Annotated in this window: 16 protein-coding genes; 6 read left to right on the forward strand and 10 right to left on the reverse strand. The window is 62.6% G+C overall.

The genetic code is table 11. The features are described 5' to 3' along the window. Positions 1-32: 32 nt before the first annotated feature. Together DZK26_RS08455 and DZK26_RS08460 are read right to left on the reverse strand one after the other, a co-directional pair. A complete protein-coding gene (locus DZK26_RS08455) occupies positions 33-1412 on the reverse strand; it encodes a YfcC family protein (protein ID WP_116897890.1) in 1380 nt (459 codons plus the stop codon). Between the two features lie 132 nt (positions 1413-1544). Next, complete coding sequence (locus DZK26_RS08460; RefSeq protein ID WP_116897891.1) at positions 1545-3335, reverse strand: acyl-CoA dehydrogenase C-terminal domain-containing protein; 1791 nt, start codon at positions 3333-3335, stop codon at positions 1545-1547. 157 nt (positions 3336-3492) lie between these two features. Here DZK26_RS08460 and DZK26_RS08465 point away from each other — a divergent pair, with 157 nt between their 5' ends. Then, on the forward strand, positions 3493-3966 hold the full coding sequence (locus DZK26_RS08465) for a Crp/Fnr family transcriptional regulator (protein WP_116897892.1): 474 nt from the start codon (positions 3493-3495) through the stop codon (positions 3964-3966). On the opposite strand, the gene DZK26_RS08470 is transcribed toward DZK26_RS08465, so the two are convergent. Further along, complete coding sequence (locus DZK26_RS08470; protein WP_116897893.1) at positions 3878-5122, reverse strand: PLP-dependent aspartate aminotransferase family protein; 1245 nt, start codon at positions 5120-5122, stop codon at positions 3878-3880. The two genes, DZK26_RS08465 and DZK26_RS08470, sit on opposite strands and share 89 nt — an antisense overlap. An 82-nt stretch (positions 5123-5204) precedes the next feature. On the opposite strand from DZK26_RS08470, the gene DZK26_RS08475 reads away from it, so the two are divergent. Further along, positions 5205-5693: an Lrp/AsnC family transcriptional regulator gene (locus DZK26_RS08475; protein ID WP_116897894.1), complete on the forward strand. Its 489-nt coding sequence runs from the start codon at positions 5205-5207 to the stop codon at positions 5691-5693. 283 nt (positions 5694-5976) lie between these two features. Here the strand turns inward: DZK26_RS08475 and acnA are convergent, their stop codons facing one another. The 4 genes from acnA to DZK26_RS08495 all read right to left on the reverse strand — a co-directional run bounded on the left by acnA (position 5977) and on the right by DZK26_RS08495 (position 12053). Continuing rightward, positions 5977-8721, reverse strand: a complete 2745-nt coding sequence (gene acnA / locus DZK26_RS08480; RefSeq protein WP_116897895.1) for an aconitate hydratase AcnA — start codon at positions 8719-8721, stop codon at positions 5977-5979. 129 nt (positions 8722-8850) lie between these two features. Then, on the reverse strand, positions 8851-9462 hold the full coding sequence (gene hflD, locus DZK26_RS08485; protein ID WP_181918348.1) for a high frequency lysogenization protein HflD: 612 nt from the start codon (positions 9460-9462) through the stop codon (positions 8851-8853). Continuing rightward, positions 9459-10595 (reverse strand): tRNA 2-thiouridine(34) synthase MnmA, encoded by a 1137-nt coding sequence (gene mnmA, locus DZK26_RS08490; RefSeq protein ID WP_116897897.1) that lies wholly within the window; start codon positions 10593-10595, stop codon positions 9459-9461. The genes hflD and mnmA overlap by 4 nt, the downstream gene beginning before the upstream one ends. Positions 10596-11147: 552 nt before the next feature. Further along, positions 11148-12053: a LysR family transcriptional regulator gene (locus tag DZK26_RS08495; protein WP_116897898.1), complete on the reverse strand. Its 906-nt coding sequence runs from the start codon at positions 12051-12053 to the stop codon at positions 11148-11150. A 136-nt stretch (positions 12054-12189) separates the two neighbouring features. On the opposite strand from DZK26_RS08495, the gene aceB reads away from it, so the two are divergent. Beyond that, the gene (gene aceB, locus DZK26_RS08500; protein WP_116897899.1) at positions 12190-13815 is read left to right on the forward strand and encodes a malate synthase A; all 1626 of its coding nucleotides are present in this window, start codon (positions 12190-12192) and stop codon (positions 13813-13815) included. Positions 13816-13833: 18 nt separating this feature from the next. Then, positions 13834-15129 carry an isocitrate lyase gene (aceA, locus tag DZK26_RS08505; protein WP_116897900.1) on the forward strand — a complete coding sequence of 432 codons (1296 nt, stop codon included), beginning with the start codon at positions 13834-13836 and terminating at the stop codon, positions 15127-15129. Positions 15130-15219: 90 nt separating this feature from the next. Here the strand turns inward: aceA and DZK26_RS08510 are convergent, their stop codons facing one another. Genes DZK26_RS08510 through DZK26_RS08520 form a run of 3 tightly spaced genes read right to left on the reverse strand, consistent with a single transcriptional unit; the run spans position 15220 to position 21120 of the window. Then, a complete protein-coding gene (locus DZK26_RS08510) occupies positions 15220-15525 on the reverse strand; it encodes a circadian clock KaiB family protein (RefSeq protein WP_116897901.1) in 306 nt (101 codons plus the stop codon). Continuing rightward, entirely contained in the window at positions 15525-17216 is a 1692-nt protein-coding gene (locus DZK26_RS08515) for an ATPase domain-containing protein (RefSeq protein ID WP_116897905.1), read from the reverse strand. The genes DZK26_RS08510 and DZK26_RS08515 overlap by 1 nt, the downstream gene beginning before the upstream one ends. Before the next feature lie 22 nt (positions 17217-17238). Beyond that, positions 17239-21120 carry an EAL domain-containing protein gene (locus DZK26_RS08520; RefSeq protein WP_147306636.1) on the reverse strand — a complete coding sequence of 1294 codons (3882 nt, stop codon included), beginning with the start codon at positions 21118-21120 and terminating at the stop codon, positions 17239-17241. A gap of 239 nt (positions 21121-21359) precedes the next feature. Here DZK26_RS08520 and clpS point away from each other — a divergent pair, with 239 nt between their 5' ends. Then, positions 21360-21695 (forward strand): ATP-dependent Clp protease adapter ClpS, encoded by a 336-nt coding sequence (gene clpS, locus DZK26_RS08525; RefSeq protein WP_116897906.1) that lies wholly within the window; start codon positions 21360-21362, stop codon positions 21693-21695. An 83-nt stretch (positions 21696-21778) separates the two neighbouring features. Then, positions 21779-24055, forward strand: a complete 2277-nt coding sequence (gene clpA / locus DZK26_RS08530; RefSeq protein WP_116897903.1) for an ATP-dependent Clp protease ATP-binding subunit ClpA — start codon at positions 21779-21781, stop codon at positions 24053-24055. Positions 24056-24129: the final 74 nt, after the last annotated feature.

Below are 24129 nucleotides of genomic sequence, written 5' to 3' on the forward strand. Positions count from 1 at the left end.
ACTTCACACTTCACACTCATAACACGTTCAAATTAGCTGTACCCGATTTGAACCGCCACCACCATCGCCACGGCGGCCGCCGCCAGCAGTTTCAGGATCAGCGGAAAGATGAAGCGGAACCAGCGGTCATAGGGGATGCCCGCCAGGCCGAGAATTCCCATCAGCACCGGGTTCGTCGGCACGATCATGTTCATGAACCCGTCCCCGAACTGGTAGGCGAGCACCGAGACCTGGCGTGTGATGCCGACCAGGTCGCCGATCGGCGCCATCAGCGGCATGGTGAGGTAGGCCTGACCGCTGCCCGAAGACACGAAGATGTTCATCACGCTCTGGATGCCCAGCATGCCGACGGCCGACAGCTCCGCCGGCAGGTCGATCAGTGGCGAGGCCATGGCGTTGACGATGGTGTGCAGGACCTGACCGTCCTCGAGAATCAGGGCGATCGATTTGGCGAAGCCGATCAGGATCGCCGTTCCGGCCAGTTCGGATGCGCCGAGGGAAAAGGTCTTCGCCAGGTCGTCGAAAGTCATGCGGTCGATCAGGGCAACTGCAATGGCCAGGGCGATGAACATCGCGCCCAGTTCCACCAGGTACCAGCCGTGCTGAACGATCCCGTAGACCAGAACGCCCAGGGCCAGGGCGGTGACCCCCAGGATTGCCTGGCGCCTTTTGGTCAGCTCCGGCAGCTCGCTCTGCGTCGGCGGCTGGGCCGATTCGATACCGTGGACCAGGCTGGCTTCCGGATCGCGCTGAACCTTGCGTGCGTAGGCCCAGACGTGATGGATGCCGATCGCCAGGAAGGGCCAGAAGATGATCGCTCGATACTGGATGCCCGAGCCCGGCTGCAGCTCGGCGATGTCCTGGGCGATGAACAGGGTGAATGGATTGAGGATGGCCGCCCCATAGCCGACACAGTAGCCGACGACCATGATGCCGATGGCGGCGACCGTGTCCATGCGCATGGCCACGCACAGCGAGATCAGGATGGCTGCCAGTGGAATGTACTCTTCGGCCATGCCGAGCGTGGCCGAAGCGGCAGCGAACAGGAATACGCCCAGTGAAATCAGCCAGAAGGCATTGTTGCCGAAGCGCTGAATGACCGTGCCGAGGAACGCTTCGATGGCGCCGGTCCTGCGGATGACCGCCAGAGCGCCGCCGATGAGCAGCACGAAGAAGATGATGCCCTGAACATCGGCCATGGCCCTCGGGACGGCCGTGAAAAGGTGCCAGGGTGCCAGCGTATCGGCGTCCTCGATCAGGCTGAACGTACCCGGCTGGACGACTTCGCGACCGCTGTCGTTGGTGACGGTCTCGAAGCTGCCGGCCGGCAGCACCCAGGTCAGCACCAGTGCGACGATCATCATCATGAACATCAACACCAGCGTGTGCGGCATCCGCAGCGTCTTGGTCATCCGCTTGCTCTCCCTCAAGGGTTCAAGTTCAACGCGTCACCGGCGGCTATCGAGATGCAGCGCTCGATTCGAGGTTGGACCAAGCGCTGTATTGTGGCAGATCGCCGACCTGAATGCAGGCCGGCACCGCTGTCAGAATGCGTCCTGGTCGAGTGCCATGAGCGTATCGGCACCCGCTGCAATCTTGTCTACCAGTCCGAGCGCCTCAGGCAGCATGCGCTGCATGAAAAAACGGGCCGTGTGTGTCTTGTTTTCGACAATGGCATCGTTCAGCCGCCCGGCAGCCTGTGCCTTGCGTGCCGCATGAACCTGGGCCACCCAGGACCAGGCCATGGCGGTCAGCGCGAACAGATGCAGATAGTCCACCGAAGCCGCGCCGGCCTCCAGCGGGTTGGCAGCCATTCTTTGGTAGACCCCGGCCGTTGTCTTCTTGAGCCGTTCGGCGGCTTCGCTCAATGGCTCGATGAACTCCGACATGCCGTCATCGTCCCTGCATGCGCCAATCAGCGTGTCGACTTCGGTAAAAAAGGATTTCACCACCTCTCCGTTGGCCGCCGTCAGCTTTCTTCCGACCAGATCGAGGGCCTGGATGCCGTTGGTGCCTTCGTAGATTCTTGAGATGCGCGCATCGCGCATGAACTGTTCGACACCGGTGTCGACGATGTAGCCGGCACCACCGTGAACCTGCATGGCCAGGCTGGTGACCTCGAAGCCCATGTCGGTGAAGTAGGCCTTGATGATGGGCGTCATCAGGGCGACCCAGTGGCTGGCGCGTTCGCGTTGGTCAGCATCGGGATGGTTGTGCTCGATGTCGAGTTGCAACGCGGTGTAGACGGCCAGTCCACGGGCACCTTCGACGAAGGCCTTCGAGGTCATCAACATGCGGCGGACGTCCGGGTGCACGATGATGGGGTCGGCGGGCTTGTCGGGATACCTGGCGCCGTCAAGGCTGCGGCCCTGCAGGCGTTCGCGCGCGAATTCAACCGCATTCTGGTAGGCCACCGAGGCCAGGCCCAGGCCCTGGATGCCGGTGCCCAGGCGGGCGCCGTTCATCATCGAAAACATCAGGGGAAGCCCCTGCTGCTCCTCACCAAAGAGATAGCCGACGGCCTTGTCGTAGACCATCTCGCAGGTGGCCGAGCCGCGGATGCCCATCTTGTGATCGAGGCCGGCGCAGGTCACGCCGTTGCGCTCACCGAGCTCGCCGTCTTCGTCTACCAGGAACTTGGGCACGATGAACAGGCTCAATCCACGCGTTCCTTTCGGAGCGTCGGGCGTGCGGGCGAGTACAAAGTGCACGATATTCTCGGCCAGGTCATGTTCGCCGGCGGAAATCCAGATCTTGGTGCCGGAGATGCTGTAACTGCCGCCGTCCCGTCGTTCGGCCCGGGTGCGCACCAGGCCCAGGTCGGTGCCGCAGTGCGGTTCGGTCAGGTTCATGGTGCCGGTCCATTCGCCGGCGATCATTTTCGGGAGCCAGGTTCGCTTCTGTGCTTCGCTGCCGCGTGCACTGATCAGCTCCCAGGCACCGTGGGAGAGGGCAGCGTACATACCCCAGGAAGTATTGGCGGCGGTGATCATCTCCGACATGGCGATGCCGAGAATATGCGGCATGCCCTGACCGCCGAACTCCGGGGGGGCGGTCAGGCCGGGCCAGCCGTTTTCGCAGTAGGTCCGGTAGGCATCGCGAAAGCCCTCGGGCGTGGTGACCTCGTCGCCTTCGAGACGGCAGCCGGCCGCATCACCGGAGGCATTGAGCGGTTGCAGTGCCGACTCGCAAAAACGCGCACCCTCGCCGAGTACAGCATCGATGAGGTCGTTGTCGAGGTCCCCGAGCGAGGGCAGGTCGCTGCAAGTCTCCAGGTCGAGGAATTCCTTGATCAGGAACTGGAAGTCTTCGACGGGTCCGGTGTAGCTCGGCATTCGGTGGCTCCTAAACGGTGGGCTGTCACAACAAAACTACCATACGGTAACGTATGTTATCAGACTAGCACGTTCACGGTCGCGAAAGAATTGACGCGGCGCAAAGGAGTCCCCAGACTTATATGAGATTCTTCCGCCGCCGCAACGGAGTCCCGTCATGACAGCAAACGAGATCGCGAAACGTCTGGAAAATGTGGAGTTCTTCGGCGAGTTGGAAGCGGAATATCGCGAGTGGCTGGCTGAACATGCCACCGAAAGCCGATTCGAGGACGGCCAGCTTCTGGCCCGGCACGGCGATACAGCCGACCGATTCTTTTTGGTCCTGGAGGGGGAACTGGTCGTGGAGGTGCCGGCCCTGACCGGGCCGTCAATGGAGGTCACGCGGCTGGGGCCGGGCAAGATCTTCGGCTGGTCCTGGCTGATCGAGCCCTACCGCTGGCATTTCAATGCCCGGGCGTCGGGCAAGACCCGAGTGCTGGATTTCGACGGGCTGGCGATTCTCAAACGCGCCGAGGCCGAACCGAAGTTCGGCTATGCCCTGCTCAGGCACTTTTCCGCGCTGATGGGAACGCGCCTTGAATCGGCTCAGCGCAAGATGATGGACCAGTGGGCGCCCGACGGGTTGCCCTGAGCGCGTCCGAGAGGTCTTCCCACAGATCGTCAGCCTCTTCCAGGCCGACCGACAGTCTCAGCAGCCCGTCACCGATCCCGCCCGATTCGCGCCCGGTTTCGGAAACGACGCGGTGGGTCAGGCCGGCTGGATGCTGGATGAGGGTGTCGACCGAGCCCAGGCTGACGGCCGGCATCATCAGCGATACGTTCTGCATCACCGTTGAGGCCGACCGGTAGCCCGCTTCCAGCTCGAAGGCCAGGATGCAGCCGCCGCCGCTCATCTGGCGCTCGAGAAGGTCGCGCTGCGCTGCGTCGTTCCATCCCGGATAAAAGACCCGGCCGACGGCCGGATGGCCGGACAGCCTTTCGGCCAGGTCCATTGCCGTCTGCTGGGCGCGTTCGACGCGCAGCTTCAGGGTCGGCAGGCTGCGATGCAGCAGGTAGGCCGCCCAGGGATGCATCAGCGCACCGGTGGCGACACGAACTTGGCGCAGCTTCGCCGCCCGCGCCTCGCTGCACGCGACGGCGCCGGCGATCACGTCGCCATGGCCGCCGAGAAACTTGGTCGCGCTGTGAAGCACAATCGCAGCGCCCAGTTCGAGCGGCTGCTGCAGGACCGGTGTGGCGAAGGTCGAATCCACCACTACCGGCACGTCGCCGGCCTGGCGAACCACATCGGCAATATCGACGAGTTCCAGGGTCGGGTTGGCCGGTGTCTCGATCAGGACGAAAGCCGTCTCGTCGGAGACCGCTTCGGCCACCTGATCGGCGGTGGTCCAGGTCACCCGGTTGCCCAGCAAGCCACTGTCGAGCAGGTGGTCGCTGGTCCCGTAAATGGGCCGCACGGCGACGATCTCGCGTCCGGATTCCTGCGTGGCCAGCACGATGGCCGTCAGCGCGGCCATGCCGGAGGCGAAGCCCACGGCGGCTTCGGCGCGCTCGAGCCGCGCCAGCGCCTTCTCGAAGCGCGCTACCGTCGGGTTGAGCAGCCGGGCGTAGACGGGATTCTCGGCTTCGGCCTGGCCGGCGACCAGGGCATCCAGGCTCGCCGTACCGCTTGCCAGATCCTGTAGCGGATAGGTGGTCGAAAGGTCGACCGGCAGGGCATGGACGCCCAGCTGGCGCAGGTCCTCGCGACCGGCGTGCACGCCGGTGGTGTGGTCGTAGCTGCTCATGTTGCGGCTCCCGGGTTGTCAAACGGGTGCCATTGTAGGAGCATATTCGGTAATAATGTTCTATCCCGAAATAATATCGGTTATGAAACCAAATATTGAACTGGATTCGAAAGATGCCCGAATCGTGCAGCTTCTGCGGAAGAATGCTCGGATGTCCAACAAGGAACTGGCCGCCAAGACGGGTCTGGCACAATCGAGCTGCCTGGAGCGGGTGCGCCGGCTGCGCATGGCTCGCGTACTGACCGGTTATCACGCCGAAGTGAATCCGGATGCGCTGGGTATCGGCCTGCAGGCGATGGTGGCGGTGCGCCTGTCCCGACATGCGCGCTCGGACGTCGAGGCCTTCGAACGGCATCTGGATTCGGTGACCGAAGTGATCACAATCTTCCACGTGGCCGGTGCCAACGATTACCTCGTACACGTAGCCGTGCGCGACTCGGCCCATCTTCGTGAACTCGCCCTGTCGGCCTTTACCGAACGCCCGGAAGTCGACCACATCGAAACCCAGCTCATCTTCGCCCACCGGCGAAACCACGAGCTGCCGGTTTACCTGGATCTGGACGAAGCCTGAGTCTGGGGGGCGGCGGGTGCCGGGTTGCATGCCGGGCTCATACGAAATCCGAGATTTCCAAATCGCCCGGCATGCAACCCGGCACCCGCCTTGAGTGAGCAGAAGGTGCCTGAGCGGAGGGTGGGGAGACGGGGCATGGTTCGAGTGATTTGGAAATCTTCGATTTCGTATGAACTCGAAGCATGCCCCGTCTCCCCAACCGCAGCGCCCCAAAAGAACCCAACCCACAACAGAAAAGGCCCGCCAGTGGCGGGCCCTTACTTCAAAGTTGACTTGAAGGGGGTCAGGCCGCCTTCGCCATGTCCCGCAGTACGTAATGCAGGATGCCGCCGTTCTTGTAGTACTCGATTTCCTTCGGCGTATCCAGGCGTACCCTGGCCTTGAAGGTCGTTTCCTTGCCTTCCGGGTGCGTGGCCTTGACCTCGACTTCCTTCTCGGTACCGTCCTTCAGGCCGGTGATGTCGAAGGTTTCCGTGCCGTCCAGGCCGAGGCTTTCCGCATCCTCGCCGTCGGCGAAGGTCAGCGGCAGTACGCCCATGCCGATCAGGTTGGAACGGTGAATGCGCTCGAAGCTGGCGGCGATCACGGCCTTTACACCCAGCAGGCGCGTGCCCTTGGCCGCCCAGTCGCGCGACGATCCCGAGCCGTACTCCTTGCCGGCGAGCACCACCAGCGGCGTGCCGTCTTCCTGGTACTTCATGGCCGCATCGTAGATCGGCATGACTTCGTCGTCCGGGAAGTAGGTGGTGAATCCGCCTTCGGTATCCGGTGCGACCTGGTTCTTGATGCGCACGTTGGCGAAGGTACCGCGCATCATGACCTCGTGGTTGCCACGGCGCGAGCCGTAGGAGTTGAAGTCGGCCGGGTGGATGCCCTTTTCCTGCAGGTAGCGGCCGGCCGGGGAGTCGGGCTTGATGGCGCCGGCCGGCGAAATGTGGTCAGTGGTGACCGAATCACCCAGCTTGGCCAGCACCCGTGCGCCGGTGATATCACCGATCGGCTCGGGCTCCATATCCATGCCCTCGAAGAAGGGCGGGTTGCGCACGTAAGTGGAGTCCTCGTCCCAGTCGAACATCTCGCCGGTTGGCGTGTCCATGCTTTTCCACAGTTCGTCGCCTTCGAAGACGTGGCTGTATTCCTTTGAGAACATTTCGGTGGTGACATTCGACTGGATGAAATCCTGGATCTCGTGTGCATCCGGCCAGATGTCCTTGAGGTAGACTGGATTGCCGTCGGGATCCTCGCCCAGCGGTTCGTTGACGAGGTCGATATCCATGCGGCCGGCAAGGGCATAGGCCACCACCAACGGTGGCGAGGCCAGGTAGTTCATCTTGACCTCGGGATGGATACGACCCTCGAAATTTCGGTTGCCGGACAGCACCGAGCAGACCACCATTTCGTGCTCCTTGATGGCCTCCTCGACCGGCTCGGGCAACGGGCCCGAGTTGCCGATGCAGGTGGTGCAGCCGTAGCCGACCGTGTAGAAGCCCAGGGCCTCGAGGTCGTCGTCCAGCCCGGACTTTTCAAGGTAGTCGGTGACGACCTTGGAGCCGGGAGCGAGCGAGGTCTTGACCCAGGGCTTGACGTTGAGGCCCTTCTCCCGGGCGTTGCGTGCCATTATGCCGGCGCCGAGCATGACCGCCGGGTTGGACGTGTTGGTGCAGGAGGTGATGGCGGCAATGACGACTGCGCCGTCCTTGAGGATGAAGGTCTGGTCCTTGTACTCGACTTCGGCCGCACCGGGAATCTCGGCTGCGCCCACGGCCGTACCACCGCCTTCGCCAGCGAAGCGATCCATTTCACAGTCGCGCTCGTTGTCACGAGACTTGGTCATGTCCGAAAGCTGGTGCACGAAGGTGTCCTTGGCCTCACTCAGCAACACGCGATCCTGCGGCCGCTTGGGGCCGGCCAGGCTGGGGACGACGTCTCCCAGGTTGAGTTCGAGCACGTCGCTGTATACCGGGTCGGGATCTTCGTCATCGCGCCAGAAGTCCTGGGCCCGTGCATAGGTTTCCACCAGTTCCAGGCGTTCCTTGCTGCGGCCGGAGAGTTCGAGGTAGCGAATGGTCTCCTCGTCGATCGGGAAGATGGCGCAGGTGGAGCCGAACTCCGGCGACATGTTGCCGATGGTCGCCCGGTCGGCCAGCGGCAGATGCGACAAGCCATGGCCGAAGAACTCGACGAACTTGCCGACCACGCCTTTCTCGCGCAGCATTTCGGTGATCGTCAGGACCAGGTCGGTGGCCGTGGTGCCTTCCGGCAGTTTGCCGGTCAGCTTGAAGCCGATGACCTGCGGAATCAGCATCGAGATCGGCTGTCCCAGCATAGCGGCCTCGGCCTCGATGCCGCCGACACCCCAGCCGAGGATGCCGAGACCATTGATCATGGTGGTGTGTGAATCGGTGCCCACCAGGGTGTCGGGCCAGGCCATGGGCTGGCCGTCGACTTCACCGTCGAAAACGACGCGCGAGAGATGTTCCAGGTTGACCTGGTGGACGATGCCGGTGTTGGGTGGCACGACCTTGAAATTGTCGAAGGCGCCCTGGCCCCAGCGCAGGAAAGCGTAGCGTTCCTTGTTGCGCTTGAACTCGATCTGGTTGTTGACGTCGAGCGAGTCGGCTTGCCCGTAACTGTCGACCTGGATGGAGTGGTCGATGACCAGTTCGGCCGGGGAGAGCGGGTTGATGCGGTCTGCCTTGCCGCCAAGAGATTTCATGGCCTCGCGCATGGCGGCGAGATCGACGATGGCCGGTACCCCGGTGAAATCCTGAAGGACCACGCGGGCGGGCGTGAACGAGATCTCCCGGCTCGGTTCGGACTTCGGGTCCCATTCAGCCAGGGCGGCAACATCGTCGACAGTGATGTTGCTGCCATCCTCGAAGCGCATCAGGTTCTCCAGCAGGATACGAAGCGAGTAGGGCAGCTTCTTGACCTGTTCGTGTTGCTCCGCCAGCTTCGGCAGGCTGTAAAAGCCGTATTCCTTGCCGTTGGCCTTGAAGTGATCGAGACAGCCGAGCTCGTCACGCATGGGACTCTCCTTCAGTCAGAATCGGGTGAACCGGGCGAATGTGGTCGTGGCGACCGGGCCCGGCGCCATTCAATCATTTTAGCATGGCGGTTGTCGCGCATCGGCCCGGTTGGGGCCCGATGGGGGCGCTCAGGCCGTCAGCAATGAACGGGCCTGCTCGAGCATCTTCTTTCGCTGGAAAACGAGCCGCCACTGGCGGCCGCCGACCTGGTGCCAGAGGATGGCCGAGCGCAGCCCGGCCAGCAGCAAGGCGCGCACGAAGGCGACCTTGTCGGCTTGCTTGAGATATTCGGGGCGGCCATTGACCGACAGGCGGAAACCCAGGGTGGAGATGTGGCGCTGATAGACGTCGGCCAGCTGGGAGGTCACGCTGTCGTCCAGCGTCTCCGAGGCATCGCGCCAGGCCTTGCCGACCAGTTCGAGTTCTTCACCGACGGCATTGAGCCTTTTCTTGTCCCGCCGCAGTTGCTTGCCCAGCTTGGCCAGTCCCAGCGCGTAGTTGAGGGACTGAAGGCTTTCGTGGTTGTTGCGCGCGCTGAACAGCTCGGTCATCACGCGCAAGCCCATCCTCACGCCGCCGATACCCCCGTAGACATCCTCTGTGGATTCCGGGTCGCGATTGAAGATGCTGGCCACGCTGGCCTGGGCCGCCTGGCCCGAGCAGGTGCCGGATGTGGCGATCTGGCGGACGAGCTCGCTGGCCTGGAGCATGCCGGCGAAGGCGATGGTGGCGTCTCTCATGCTTTGACGGATTCCGTTTGCGTTGTGTTTCGGAGCTGTTCGGGCAACGGCGCATTGTTGGCCGTGATGGTGCCGCCGCCGAGGCATTCTTCGTCATCATAAAGAACTACAGCCTGACCGGGCGTCACCGCCCGTTGTGGTCGTTCGAATGCAAGCACCAGGCGATCCTCGTCGATCGCCTCGATGCGGCAGGCCTGGTCGGGTTGACGATAACGCACCTTGGCGTGCAGGCGCTCGCCGATTTCCGGTTGGCGGCGAACCCAGTTGAGTTCGCCGGCCTTGAGTTCGGTCGACATGAGGGTCGGATGATCGGTTTGTTGCTCGGCGTAGAGCACGTTGTTTTCGATATCCTTGAAGGTTACATACCAGGGGGCTTCGGGAAAGTCCTTGAGTCCGCCGATATTGAGGCCCTTGCGCTGGCCCAGCGTGTAGTGAATCAGCCCCTGGTGGGTGCCGATCACCGTGCCGTCGGATGTACGAATCTCGCCCGGCTCGGCGTCGAGATAGTTGGCGATGAACGAATCGAAGTTCCGCTCACCGATGAAGCAGATGCCGGTCGAGTCCTTCTTGTCGGCTACCGGCAGGTCGGCCCGTGCTGCCAGTTCACGCACTTCGGGCTTGGTCAGTTCACCCAGCGGAAATAGCGCGTGCGACAACTGTTCCTGGTCGAGGGCATAGAGAAAATAGCTCTGATCCTTGTTGTGGTCGATGCCCTTGAGCAGCGAGACCGTCCCGTCGTCGTTATCGCGTCGCCGTGCATAGTGGCCGGTGGCGATGGCCTTCGCACCCAGATCGCGGGCGTGCTCGACGAAGGTGCGGAACTTGATCTCGCGGTTGCACAGGATGTCCGGGTTGGGCGTGCGCCCGGCCTTGAGTTCGGCCAGGAAGTGCTCGAACACGTCGTCCCAGTATTCGGCGGCAAAGTTGCGGCCGTGAAACTTGATTCCGAGGATCTCGGCCACGCGTCGCGCATCGGCGGCATCGTCCTCGGCCGTGCAGCCGCTGACGGTGTCTTCCTCTTCCCAGTTCTTCATGAACATGCCGGCGATATTTTCGCCTTGCTGCTTCAACAGCCAGGCCACGGTGGACGAATCCACCCCGCCGGACATGGCCACCATGATCAGATCACTCATGCTTTCGCATATGGGGTTTGGGTTGGCGGTTTGCGAGGGTTCATTTTGGCGCTTCGAGTTGTGCGGGCGAGGTGGTGAGCAGCGGGTGCTGTCTGGAAAAACTCGGGCGAACGGCCGTAACGGGCCCGCTCACCTGGAGTCGTCTGATTTCAGTCATGTTACCGCCTTGCTTGCTTAGAGGTTGATGCTTCCTCGATGTGCACAGGTGCGGAAGGCGCGGAGAACCTGGCGGCTCTTCCGCGCCCGACTTTTTGCAGACAGCACCCACTACTCACCACCTGTAAGGTTGGAGGAGGCTGCTGCTCACCGTGAATAGCCACCCAACCCGTCAGAGCGGGTGGTGTCGGGCGAAATGGGTTCCTGAATGATGCGGAACCCTCTCCGTTACCTTCCGTTTTTGAGCGCCGTTATCTTGCTAGTTGCAGTGTTGGTGAAACGGCAGCAATACGAATCATAATGGTGCCAAAACGACTCTAGGCGAGAGGTGCCCGCCGGGCCGTACATCATTCAGGGGCGCATTTCGCCCGGCACTGCCCGTGACAACTCCAATCCTTACTCCCCGAACAAATCCGGGCTCATCAAATCGATGAACCGCTCGGCCTGGGGTGAGAGATAGGCGCCGCGGCGCAGCACCACCCCGTAGGAGCGAGGCGGAAAATAGCGGCTCATGTCGCGCACCACCAGTTGCTTTCGGTCGGTCTCGGTCAGGCAGATACTGGTGACGATCGAAATACCCATGCCGAGTGCGACATAACGCTTGATCACCTCCCACCCACCGACTTCCAGGTTCACCCGGAAGGGCAGGCCGTGCTTCTGGAAGACCAGGTCGACCAGTTGGTACGTGCTGAGCCTGCGCGGCGGGAGAATCAGGCCGTGCGGGCTGATGTCGGTCAGGTCGATGTCCCGGCGGCGGGCCAGGGGATGATCGCTGCTGGTGATCAGCGCGGGATTGAAATGCCAGATCGGACGGTAGTCGATGTCGTCGGGCACGTCGAGCATCGAGCCGACGGCGAAATCGACATCGTCATTGCGGATCATGCCCAGGCCGTCCGCGCCGGTGACGTTGTGCAGGTGCACGAAAATGCCGGGATGCTGGCGGCGGAAGCGCATCATCAGCGACGGCAACAGGTGGAGAATGGTCGATTCGCCCGCCGCGATGCGAACCTCGCCGGTATCGAGCGAGCCGTAACGGCGCTGGAATTCGTCGGGCAGGGCATCGAGGCGGTCGACCAGGGGACGGGCCATTTCCAGCAAGGCCTTTCCGGCGGGGGTGAGCTGCAGGCGGGGCCCGTGTCGTTCGAACAGGGGGCGTCCGAGTTCCTCTTCCAGGGCCCGGATCTGCTGGCTGACGGAAGGCTGGCTCAGGAACAGTCGTTCCGCGGCTGCGGAGACGCTCCCGGTTCGCGCCGTCTGGATGAATGCGCGCAGGTGCTTGTGGAGATTGCCCTTGTAAGCCATTGAAACAAGTGTGAAGTGTTCAGTGTGAAGTGTGAAGTATTACATAAAGTGATATATAAGATCGGAAGATTTAATTCGACAAATAGTTGCTCGGGCTCTAGGCTTCACGTATCCATACGCCACGGAATGGGAGTTGATGAACAAGCAGTCGAAACATCACGATCTCGATCAGCCCGGAGGCAGGGAACTCGAATTGAGCCGGGAATTGCCCGCAGCGGCGAAACCGCTTTTCTCCGACGGCCTGCGGCGGCTCCTGGTGCGCCTGGGCAGCCGCTATCGCGAGCGTGTGGATGCCTTGCTTGAAGCCCGCCAGACGTTTCAGGCCCGCCTCGACGAAGGCGCGGTTCCGGATTTTCCCGCTGAGACCGCCGATATCCGTGAAGCGGATTGGAAAGTAGCGCCGATTCCCGAGGATCTTCGTGACCGGCGCGTGGAAATCACCGGTCCGGTCGATCGCAAGATGATCATCAACGCCCTCAATTCCGGCGCAAAGGTGTTCATGGCCGACTTCGAGGATTCATCGACGCCGACCTGGGACAACATGGTCGACGGGCAGGTGAATCTGTTCGATGCCGTGCGCCGCAATATTGAATTCACCGCTGACAACGGCAAGCAATATCGGCTCGATCCGGACCCGGCGGTTCTGATCGTGCGTCCGCGCGGCTGGCACCTTGACGAAAAGCACGTGCAAGTCGACGGTCGGTCCGTCCCGGGCGGCATCTTCGACGCCGCGGTTTACCTCTACAACAATGCGCACGCGCTTATCGATCAGGGCAGCGGTCCCTACCTTTACCTGCCCAAGCTGGAGAACCGGCACGAGGCTGAACTATGGGAAAGGGTGCTGACCGATATCGAGGGCACGCTGGAACTCGAGCCGGGCACGATCAAGGTCACCGTTCTGATCGAGACCATCACCGCGGTTTTCGAAATGGACGAAATCCTGCACGCGCTCAAGAGCCGCATCGTCGGCCTCAACTGCGGTCGCTGGGACTACATCTTCAGTTATATCAAGCGGTTCTGCGCACATGCTGACAAAGTGCTTCCGGATCGTGCACAAGTCGGCATGACCGTTCCCTTTCTCAAGGCCTACTCGCAACTGCTGATCAAGACTTGCCACCGGCGTGGCGCTTTCGCCATGGGCGGCATGGCCGCGCAGATCCCCATCAAGGGTGACGAGGCGGCCAACGAATCAGCCATCCAGAAGGTCGTCGACGACAAGGAGCGCGAGGCTGGCGATGGTCATGACGGTACCTGGGTCGCCCACCCGGGCTTGATCTCTCTCGCGATGGAGATTTTCGACAAGCACCTCGGTGACAAGCCGAACCAGCTTGACCGCAAGCGCGAAGACGTGGAAGTCAGCGCCGCCGACCTGATCGCTCCCTGCGAGGGCAGCATTACCGAAGCGGGGGTGCGCGGCAACATAAACGTCGCCATCCGCTACATGGGTGCCTGGCTGGGCGGGCAGGGCTGCGTGCCGATCAATCACCTGATGGAAGACGCCGCCACTGCCGAAATCGCCCGCGCCCAGTTGTGGCAATGGGCCCGGCATGCCCGTGGCGTACTCGAGGACGGCCGCGACATCGACCTCGACCTGATCCGCCGCTGGCAGGGCGAAGAGCTCGAGAAGATTCGCGCCGACGTCGGCGACGAGGCTTTCGCAAGCGGCCATTTCCTGCATGCGGCCGAACTGCTTTTCGAAGTCACCGCCGATGACGACTTCGTCGAATTTCTAACCCTGCCGGCCTACGACCGGCTCGACTGACATTACCGGAGCGAATGCATGAACAAGGACGTCACCCCGATCATCGAGATGGAACGCGACTGGCTGGAGAATCCGCGCTGGAAGGGCGTGGAACGGCCCTATGACGCCAACGAGGTGATTCGCCTCAGGGGCAGCGTGACCATCGAGCACACCCTGGCCCGCATGGGTTCGGAAAAGCTCTGGGATCTGATGCAGGAAGAAGACTTCGTCAACGCGCTCGGCGCGCTGACCGGCAACCAGGCCCTTCAGCAGGTGCGTGCGGGTCTCAAGGCCATCTACCTGTCGGGCTGGCAGGTCGCGGCCGACGCCAACATCGCCGGTCAGATGTATCCGGACCAGTCACTGTACCCGGCCAACTCGGTGCCGTCGGTGGTTCGCCGAATCAACAACACCTTCCAGCGCGCGGATCAGATTCAGTCGACCGAAGGGGAGGGCGAAATCGACTGGTTCGCGCCCATCGTGGCCGATGCCGAGGCCGGCTTCGGCGGCGTGCTCAACGCCCATGAACTGATGAAGGACATGATCGATGCCGGTGCCGCGGGCGTGCACTTCGAGGACCAGCTCGCCTCGGCCAAGAAGTGCGGTCACATGGGCGGCAAGGTGCTGGTACCCACCAGCGAGGCGGTGCAGAAACTGGTGGCCGCGCGTCTGGCCGCCGACATCGCCAACGTCCCGACCATCATCATCGCCCGGACCGACGCCATGGGCGCCAGCCTGCTCACTTCCGATGTCGACGAGTCCGATCGGGGTTTCATCACCGGTGAGCGCACGTCCGAAGGCTACTACCATACCCGGGCCGGTCTCGATCAGGCCATCGCCCGCGGCCTGGCCTATGCGCCTTATTCGGACCTGGTCTGGTGCGAGACCTCGAAGCCGGATCTGGGCGAGGCGAAGCAGTTCGCCGAGGCCATCCGCGCCGAGTACCCGGACAAGTTGCTGGCCTACAACTGTTCGCCGAGCTTCAACTGGAAGAAGAACCTGTCGGATGCCGAGATCGCGACGTTCCAGAAGGAACTGGGCGCGATGGGCTACAAGTTCCAGTTCATTACCCTGGCCGGCTTCCACGCGCTCAATCACAGCATGTTCCAGCTCGCCCGCGGCTACAAGGAACGCCAGATGTCGGCCTACGTGGAACTGCAGCAGGCCGAGTTCGCGGCCGAATCGCAGGGCTACACGGCCACTCGCCACCAGCGCGAGGTCGGCACCGGTTATTTCGACGAGCTTGCCCAGGCGATCAGCGGCGGCCAGTCCTCGCTCGGCGCACTGTCGGGATCCACCGAGGAAGACCAGTTCGACGACGCCAGGAGCGCCTGAAGGGGATTTCCCCGGCCGCCACGCTACCGTTGCGGCGGCCGGGGAAAGCGATGCGCCAAACCGGAGGGGGCGGCGAGGACTGCTGGCCGATCAATCGTTGAAGCTGCCGAGAAAATCAAGCAACTTGCTTTCGTCGGAGAGATCGCCGTAGATGACCGAGATCTCGCCGTCGTTCCTGGCTCTCAACAGGGCGGGGGTGGCGAATACGGAGTGATTGATCGATTGTTCGGGGTGCTCGAGCAGATCGATCTCCAGCGGCTTGATCGAATCCTGGCCAAGCTTCTTCAGTGCGGCGTTGAGGTGTCTGCGTGCGCGTCGGGAACGCGGTGCATCTCCGGTGACGAAGAGCGTCAAGGCCGGGACAGTCGATTCGACTTGTTGTTTGCCCGAATTCATTACCCTTCACCTCCTTCATCGTCCTGTGCATCGGGTTGCCGCCCTCGGGTCACAGCCTCTGCATGACGGTATGCGATCCGGCTGGACTCTTTGGCCTCCTGTTCCTGAAGCTCCAGTTCGGTTGTCAGACGGGACAGCTCGTTGCGCGCCTGTTCAACGCGGCGTTCGAGATCCTTGCGGCGTCGCTCCCGTTCCATGGCGGCGCGGCGCATGGCCGACTGCTCTTCACTCTGCTTCTGGGCGCGGGCGGTTCCCATCAGGACTTCGGTGCCGAATTCGTAGACGTCGGCGAGATCAACGCCGTCGTCGGAAAGCAGCAACTCGCGCTGCTGGTTGGAGTGCGCGGTACCGCGGGACTTGACGATCGAAATGGAGCGATTACGCTCGCCGGCGCGCACGTTGTAGTCGAGCGAAATCCAGGTGTCGGCGATGGTCGATACCTGTCCCAGCGTGGACTCGCCTTCCGGGTCGCCCTCGTCGGTGAGCGCCGTCATGACGGCGGTTATGCCTTCCTTGCGGGTCAGATCGATCAGCCATTCGATCGCCGGGCGGGGGCCCTCGGAGCCGGGCGCCTTGAGCAGCGCCGAGATGGGGTCGATGACCAGGCAGTGCGGCCGGAAGTCTTCGATCAGCCGCTGCAGTTCCAGCAGGTGCTCGCTGATCAGGCAACCCGTTGCCGAACGCGAATAGAAGCGAATGCGCTCTTCGTCGATCTGGGGTTGAAGCTCGAGACCCACGGAGACGAGGTTGCGGACATAGGGCGCCTCCATCTCGTCGAAACTGACCAGCAGGGCTCTCTCGCCCCGCTCTGCCGTCGCCTGCGCGATGCTCGCCGCCAGCGTGCTCTTGGCCGTGCCGGGACGGCCGGAAATCAGCAGGCTCGAGCCGCGGTAAAGGCCGCCGCCGAGCAGCTTGTCGAGGCGCTCGATGCCGGTGCTGACACGCTCGGTATCGGCTTTGGCACGCCATTCGCCCGGAGCCGTTACGTACGGCAGCTGGATGCCCCGGGAATTCATGACCATGGGGATCTCGTCGGTCATATGATCCGATCCCCGGTACTTGGCCACGCGCAGGAACCGGTTGAGGCGCCGGTCGATCACCCTGGCCGTCAGCAGCACCATGGTGGGGAGCATGAACTCGATGCCCTCGAGGTACCGGGGCGACAGCCCCGAATCGCCGGTCTTGCCGCTGAGCAGCAGGGTCCAGCCGTGCCTTTCGCAGTGATCATTGATCTGCCGCACCTGGTCGATGGCGGCCCCTGGCTCGGGCTGGCGCTGCAGCAGCTGGTCGATGCCGTCGATGACGATCCATGGATCTTTCCGCCCCTTTACGCGGCTCGTGATCACCGCCAGCAGGCCGTCGATATCAAAGCCGCCGGCGATTTCGGTGCCGATACTGCTGCGCGCGTCGATCGCCGACCAGGCTTTGGATTCGGTCAGCGTGCCGCCCCAGGAGAACGAGTCGGCGTTTCGCTTGAGCTGGGCCGGCGATTCCTCGAAGGTCACGAACAGACCTCCCTCGCCCTGTTCCACCGCGTTCGCCAGAATCTGGAGACCGAGCACGGTCTTGCCGGTCCCGGGATCGCCCAGGACCAGGGTCGCCTGGCCCCTGGGCAGACCGCCGTGGGTGAGCCGGTCCAGCCCCGGGATGCCGGTTGCCTGTTTCTGGAGGCGCCAATCCGCTTCGCTCATGTTCATATCCACCTGTATTCAGTCAAAGGTCGCTGCGACCGGCCGCGTCCCGTTTTGAAGCGCCCAAGGGCAGCTTGCTGCGCTGGCGAAGCAACCAGCGAAAATCTTCCGATTCCAGGGGCATACTATAATAAAACCCCTGTCCGACTTCACAGCCCATCTCGAGCAGGGCTTCGGAAATCTCTTTTGATTCAATGCCTTCGGCGACGACCTCGGCATCGAGCGCGCGCGTCAGGTTCATGACGGCGAGCACGATGTCACGGCTGTACGCATCGTCGAGCAGGCGATTCACGAAGCCGCGATCGATCTTGATTTCGTCGAAGGGATAGCGCTGCAGGTACAGCAGCGAGGAATAGCCGGTGCCGAAATCGTCCAGAGACAGCCGCACACCCAGCTTGTGCAATTCGTGGATCTCGGAAAGCAATCGCTCGGACTGTCGTTCGAAGACGCTCTCGGTGATCTCGAGTGAAAGATGTTCGGGGGCGACGTCGAACTCCTCCAGCGCCGAACGAACCTTGGCCGAGAAGTCGCCCAGCATGAACTGGACCTGCGAGACGTTGACCGACACGGGAATGGCGTCGAGTTTGTCGCGTCGCCAGTCGCGCAACTGCCTGCAGGCGGCGCGTAGCGCCCAGTCGCCGATCGGTCCGATCAGCTGGCTCTGCTCGGCCACCGGAATGAAAAGTCCGGGGGAAAGCAGTCCGCGTTCCGGATGCCGCCAGCGAATCAGCGCCTCGGCCGAAATCATGCTGCCGTCTGAAAGATTTACCTTCGGCTGAAAGTGCAGCTCGAACTCCTCGGCCTCGAGCGCGCGGCCCAGCTCACGGGTGAGCCGAATGCGCTGGCGTGTCCGCTCGTGGATGTCGTGAGTGAAGGGAATGCGGCCTTCCCCGGCCGAAGCGCGCCGGCGATGCTCGAACAGGGCCAGTTCGGCTTCCCGGATCAGATCGTGGGCATCGCGCGATTCTTCTCCCAGGGTGGTGTAGCCGATCCGCAAGTCGATCTCGATGGCGAGATCGCCGTCGTCGAGGTGGAAAGGCTTTTCGACGGCCTGTTCGAGCCGGTCCAGAAATGCGTGCGGTCTGTCCGTGTCCGCAAGTGTGGAATAGACGACGAACTCGTCTCCGCCGGTGCGGCCGGTCAGACCCCGGTCACCCGCGAGGTTCTGCAGGCGCCGGCTCAGGGCGACCAGCAGACGGTCGCCCCTGTCGTATCCGTGAGCGTCGTTGATATCGTGCTGGTTGACCACGTCGACGATGGCGACGACGCCATTGTCCGGCCAGCCTTCCTGCTCGAGCCGCTCATTGAGGGATCGGACGAAGCCGTTGCGTGACAGCGTGCCGGTCAGCGGATCCTGGTAGGCGAGGCGATTGATTTCCTGCTCGGCGCGCTTGCGCTCGGTGATGTCGATATGCATGGCGACGGCACCCCCGGTTACGGTTCCCTCCGTCGACAACCTGCTGAACATCACGCGGAACCAGCGTTGCTTGTCGGGGGAATGGCATGGATATTCGAGTGCAAAGGTTTCCCGCTCGCCCTGAAGTACGTCCCTGAGACCGTCCGCCACGATCTTCGCTTCCTCCGAGCCCTCGCCTTCGGCGGCTTCGCATAGCTCGACGTAGTTGGTGCCGACGCCGAAATCGGAACTGCCGTTGTGGAATTGGTTCTGTTCACCGTAGTGGCGCCACTGGTCATTGACATCGAGGACGGTGCCGTTTTCATCCAGCATGGCGATATGGGCGGGCAGGGAGTTGATCAGGATCTGGCGGGTATTCAGTGCGGCATCCAGTTCGTCGCGGGAGGCGCGCAGTGCGGCTTGATGCGCCTGGAGCTGCTCGAGCATGCGCCGGGTTTCTGTAACGTCACGGAAGAACACGGCCACGCCTTCTTCCGACGGATAGGCGTGCGCCTCGAACCAGGCATCCAGGGGTTCGAAGAATTCCTCCGCCGTACTGGAGACGCGCTCGTGCATCGACTCCTTCAATGCCCGTTCGGTGGGCGTTCCGGCGAGGTCGGGAAACTGCTCCCAGACGCTGGTTCCGAGCAGTTCCCTCGCCGATTTGCCGAGCATCCGTTCCGCCTCGGCATTGACGTACGTATACCGCCATTGCTCGTCGAAAGCGACAAAGCCGTCGGTAATGGCTTCGAGCATGGCCGCCAGGCGGTCGGCCAGACGACTCTTTTCCGACTCCAGCTCCTTTCGCGGGGAGATATCCTGGAACGCCCCCTGTACGCGAATGACGTCGCCCTCTTCGTCACGTACCGCTTCGCCGACTACCCGTACCCAGCGGCGTTGACCGTTTGCATCGATGACCTGCAGCTCCTCGTCGTAAGGCTCGCCGAGTTTGGCACAGGCCCAGAAGAGATCGGCAATCCGCTCGCGATACTCCGGCGCATAAAACTGGATGCCTTCTTCAACCGTCGGCGAATAACTGTGCGGCATGCCGTGTAGCTCGGCCACCACGTCCGACCACTCGATCCGGTTCGACTCGAGATCGACTGACCAGGCGCCGAAGCGGGCGGCCCGGCCGGCCACGTCGAGTAGGCGGCCCTGCCGCTCTACCTCGGCTTCAGCCCGCCGCACGTCGGTGATATCGGTGATGACTGCACCCAGCAGGCGGGTCGTTCGCCCGAGCATATCCACGGGATAGTAGCGAACCAGCAATTTCCGGTCAGGTTGCCCGGGCAAATCCCGTGTTGTTTCGAAACGCTGTATTTCTCCGCCAAGACAGGCATCGACACGCGGTCGAAGTACGCTTTCGAAATAGGTCTGGCCGACGATATCGGCGAGTGGCGTTCCCGGCAGGGCGTCCGGGTCGAGGCCATACCGCTCGATGTAGGCGCGATTGGCCCAGAGGAATCTGTAGGATTCGTCGATGATGCCGTACCAGTCATCCGAGCTTTCGATGAGCAGCTGGAGTTGTTTCACACGCTCGTCTAGGCGGTGCTGGTCGGTGATGTCCTGCACCGTGCCTGTCGTGGAAGCGGGTCGACCGTTCGGGTCCGGGATGACCTGCGCCTGCTCCCGGACCCAGCGGACGTCCCCGTTCGGCCGTACAATTCGGTGATCCACCTCGAGCACACCGCCGCTGTCCAGCCATTCGGTCATTTGCTGGCGCAGCCATTCCCGGTCCTCGGGATGGACGCATTCGAAGAAGGTCTCCAGCCTGCCGTCGAACTCGTCGCGTCTTAGGCCGAGAATCCTGAACACCTGGTCGCTCCACTCGAGCCGCTCGTTCTTGAGATCGAAATCCCAGCTGCCGATATCGGCGATGGCCTGGGCCCGGACCATGCGGTCGCGGGTATCGGCGAGGCGTTCCAGCGCGGATTGCAACTTCTCCTGGCGTTCGATCAGCTCCGCGTCCGCCGCATCGCGTTCGTCGAGCGTCTTGTTGAGCGTCTCGGCCAGGCGCCGCTGCTCGTCGTTTCCGGTCACCGGTGCACGAGCGCCGGTTTCACCCTTGCGCAGTCGTTCGAGCGTGTTTGTGATCGAGCGTGTGGGGCGGGCAACACGGCGGTGAATGAAACCGATGACAATGACAGACAGGGCACCAAAGATCAGTGCCGCGGCGGCCAGGGTGGCGTCGGCCCAGGTCGCCTCGCGCGGATGGATATCGCGGCCGCGCCGGGACGGTTCATTGACGGCATCACTGGTGCCCGGTGGCTCGCCGTCGCGCAGTTTCGCCATGCTCAGCTTGCCCGATGCGTGATGCGTTACTTCGGCCTGATTGCCCTGATCGGCGAACAAGCCGCGTTCCTCGGCGACGACGGTTGGTGCATCCTCCAGATAGACTGCGCTGGCAATGTGGCCCGCATCCGTTGGTTGCTGGGCATGCAAGTCAGTGCGCGAGTACAGGGTCAACAACAGCGACAAAATGGCCGCCACGCTCAGCGAGAAGGACATCACGAATTTGCTCCGAATGTGCAACGCAACCCCCTCTTTTCTCGCAAATTTTTTCAATTGTGTAATAAACCGAGCGTGCCACTTCCCGGCGGCAATTGCAATTTCATGAATAGTTTTGAATATAGGGTGTGGACGAGGCCTTCAGCGGGGGTCGGGGAGCCTGCATTGAGGTGCTTGAAAAGCCCTCACGGCTGCCGCAGTATGATGAGCGTGAGCAACGTCATTCAACGCAGCATTCGATGAGCGATAACGAACAGCATCACGACCCCAATAGCGGCGACGGCCTGGCGCTCGAGGAAGCCCGCCCGAAAGTACGCAAGCCGCCGCTCTACAAGGTCGTCATCCTCAATGATGATTTCACCCCGATGGAGTTCGTGGTGGAGGTTCTGCAGCGCTTTTTCAGTCTCTCGAGGGACAAGGCCACGAGCGTCATGCTGCATGTGCACACCCGGGGCCGCGGGGTGGCCGGCGTCTACACCTACGAAATCGCCGAGACCAAGACCGTGATGGTCAATGACTACGCCAGAGAGCACGACCATCCGCTACAGTGCACCCTCGAGGAGACGGATGACTGATACAGGCCGTGGAATCATCGGCGACGTTCAGGGTCTCACCATTTTGAAGTCACATAATTTGCCGTACGCGCAAGGTTGCCCAGATGTTCAGCAAGGAACTTGAACTCTCCATTTCGCAGGCCTATCACACGGCCCGCAGCAAACGCCACGAATTCCTGACGGTGGAGCACCTGCTGCTGGCGTTGCTCGACAACGATTCGGCGCGGGAGGTGATGCTGGCCTGCGGCGTCGATGTTCAGCTGCTCGGTCACGAGCTCGACCAGGCGCTGGACGAGTCCGTGCCCGTGCTCTCCGAGGGCGATCAGCGTGATACCCAGCCGACCATCGGATTCCAGCGGGTGCTGCAGCGCGCCCTCTACCATGTGCAGTCGGCCGAGAAGAAGGAAGTGCTCGGCGCCAACGTGCTGGTGGCGATCTTCAGCGAGAAGGACTCGCATGCCGTCTATCTGCTGGGCAAGCAGGACATGGCGCGCCTGGACGTGGTCAACTACCTGTCGCACGGCATCGCCAAGACCGACGAGACCGGACCCCAGGCCGGCGCGGAGGCGGCGCAGGCGGCCGAAGGCGGCGCGGAAGAAGAAAAGTCCGCGCTGGCCAATTACGCCACCAATCTCAACGAACGCGCAAAGGCCGACAAGATCGACCCGCTGATCGGCCGGGCGCTGGAAGTCGAACGCACCATCCAGATCCTTTGCCGGCGGCGCAAGAACAATCCGCTCTACGTGGGCGAGTCCGGAGTCGGCAAGACGGCGCTGGCCGAGGGCCTGGCGCTGCGCATCGTCCGCGAGGAAGTGCCGGAGGTGCTCCACGATGCCGAAATCTGGGCGCTGGACTTAGGCGCGCTGCTGGCCGGCACCAAGTACCGCGGCGACTTCGAGAAGCGACTCAAGGCCGTGCTGGCCGAGCTCAAGTCGCGCGAGAAGGCGGTGCTGTTCATCGACGAGATTCACACCATCATCGGCGCCGGTGCGGCTTCGGGCGGCGTCATGGACGCTTCGAACCTGATCAAGCCGGTGCTGGCCAATGGTGATCTGCGCTGCATCGGCTCGACCACCTTCGAGGAATACCGTGGTGTTTTCGAGAAGGATCGCGCGCTGGCTCGGCGCTTCCAGAAGATCGATATCGTCGAGCCCTCGGTGGGCGAGACCATCGAGATTCTCAACGGGCTCAAGTACCGCTTCGAGGAACACCACGGGGTGACCTATACGCCCGAGGCGCTCGAAGCGGCGGCCCAGCTTTCCTCGCGTCACATCAACGACCGTCATCTGCCGGACAAGGCGATCGACGTGATCGACGAAGCCGGTGCGCGCGAACGGCTCAAGCCCGAGGAAGAGCGCACCCAACAGATCGGCGTGACCGAAATCGAGGAAGTCATTGCGAAGATGGCGCGTATTCCGCCGCGACAGGTCTCGCGCTCGGATCGCGATGCGCTCGAGACGCTCGAACGCGACCTCAACATGGTGGTCTTCGGGCAGGACGAGGCGATCTCGACCCTGGCCTCGGCGATCAAGATGTCGCGCTCGGGCCTGGCCGACGCGGACCGGCCCATCGGCAGCTTCCTGTTCGCCGGGCCGACGGGCGTGGGCAAGACCGAGGTCACGCGCCAGCTTGCGATGACCATGGGCATCGAACTGATCCGCTTCGACATGTCCGAATACATGGAGGCGCACACGGTCTCCCGACTGGTCGGCGCGCCTCCGGGCTACGTCGGTTTCGACCGGGGCGGGCTGCTGACCGAAGCGGTCACGCAGACGCCGCACGCCGTGCTGCTGCTCGACGAGATCGAGAAGGCGCACCCGGACGTCTACAACCTGCTGCTACAGATCATGGATCACGGCAAACTGACCGACGCCAACGGGCGCACGGCCGACTTCCGCAACGTGATCCTGGTGATGACCACCAATGCCGGCGCCGAACTGATGAGCCGACGCGGCATCGGTTTCCTGCCATCGGACAACGCCACCGACGGGATGGAGGCCATCCGCAAGCAGTTCACGCCGGAATTCCGCAACCGACTCGACGCCATCATCCAGTTCCGCTCGCTGCCGATCGAGGTGGTCATGCAGGTCGTCGACAAGTTCCTCATGGAAATGGAGAACCAGCTCGCCGACAAGGGTGTGAGCATCGAGGTCAGCACGGCCGCGCGCGAGTGGCTGGCCGAGCATGGATTCGACGAGAAGATGGGCGCGCGGCCGATGAAGCGCATCATCCAGGAGCACATCAAGCGGCCGCTGGCCGACGAACTGTTGTTCGGCGACCTGTCCGAGGGCGGGGAAGTCGAAGTCGGCATCCGCGAGGACGGTACGGGTCTGGAGGTGGTCTGCCGCAGTTCTGCTGCGACGGCGCCGGTCGCCGACTAGAAAACCTGTGAAAAACTACTGCGCGTGCGCCTGACGGCGTCCGGCGGTGCTCGGAATCCTCATGTATTCGCACA

Source organism: Wenzhouxiangella sp. 15190, assembly GCF_003417465.1.
Classification (GTDB): Bacteria; Pseudomonadota; Gammaproteobacteria; order Xanthomonadales; family Wenzhouxiangellaceae; genus Wenzhouxiangella.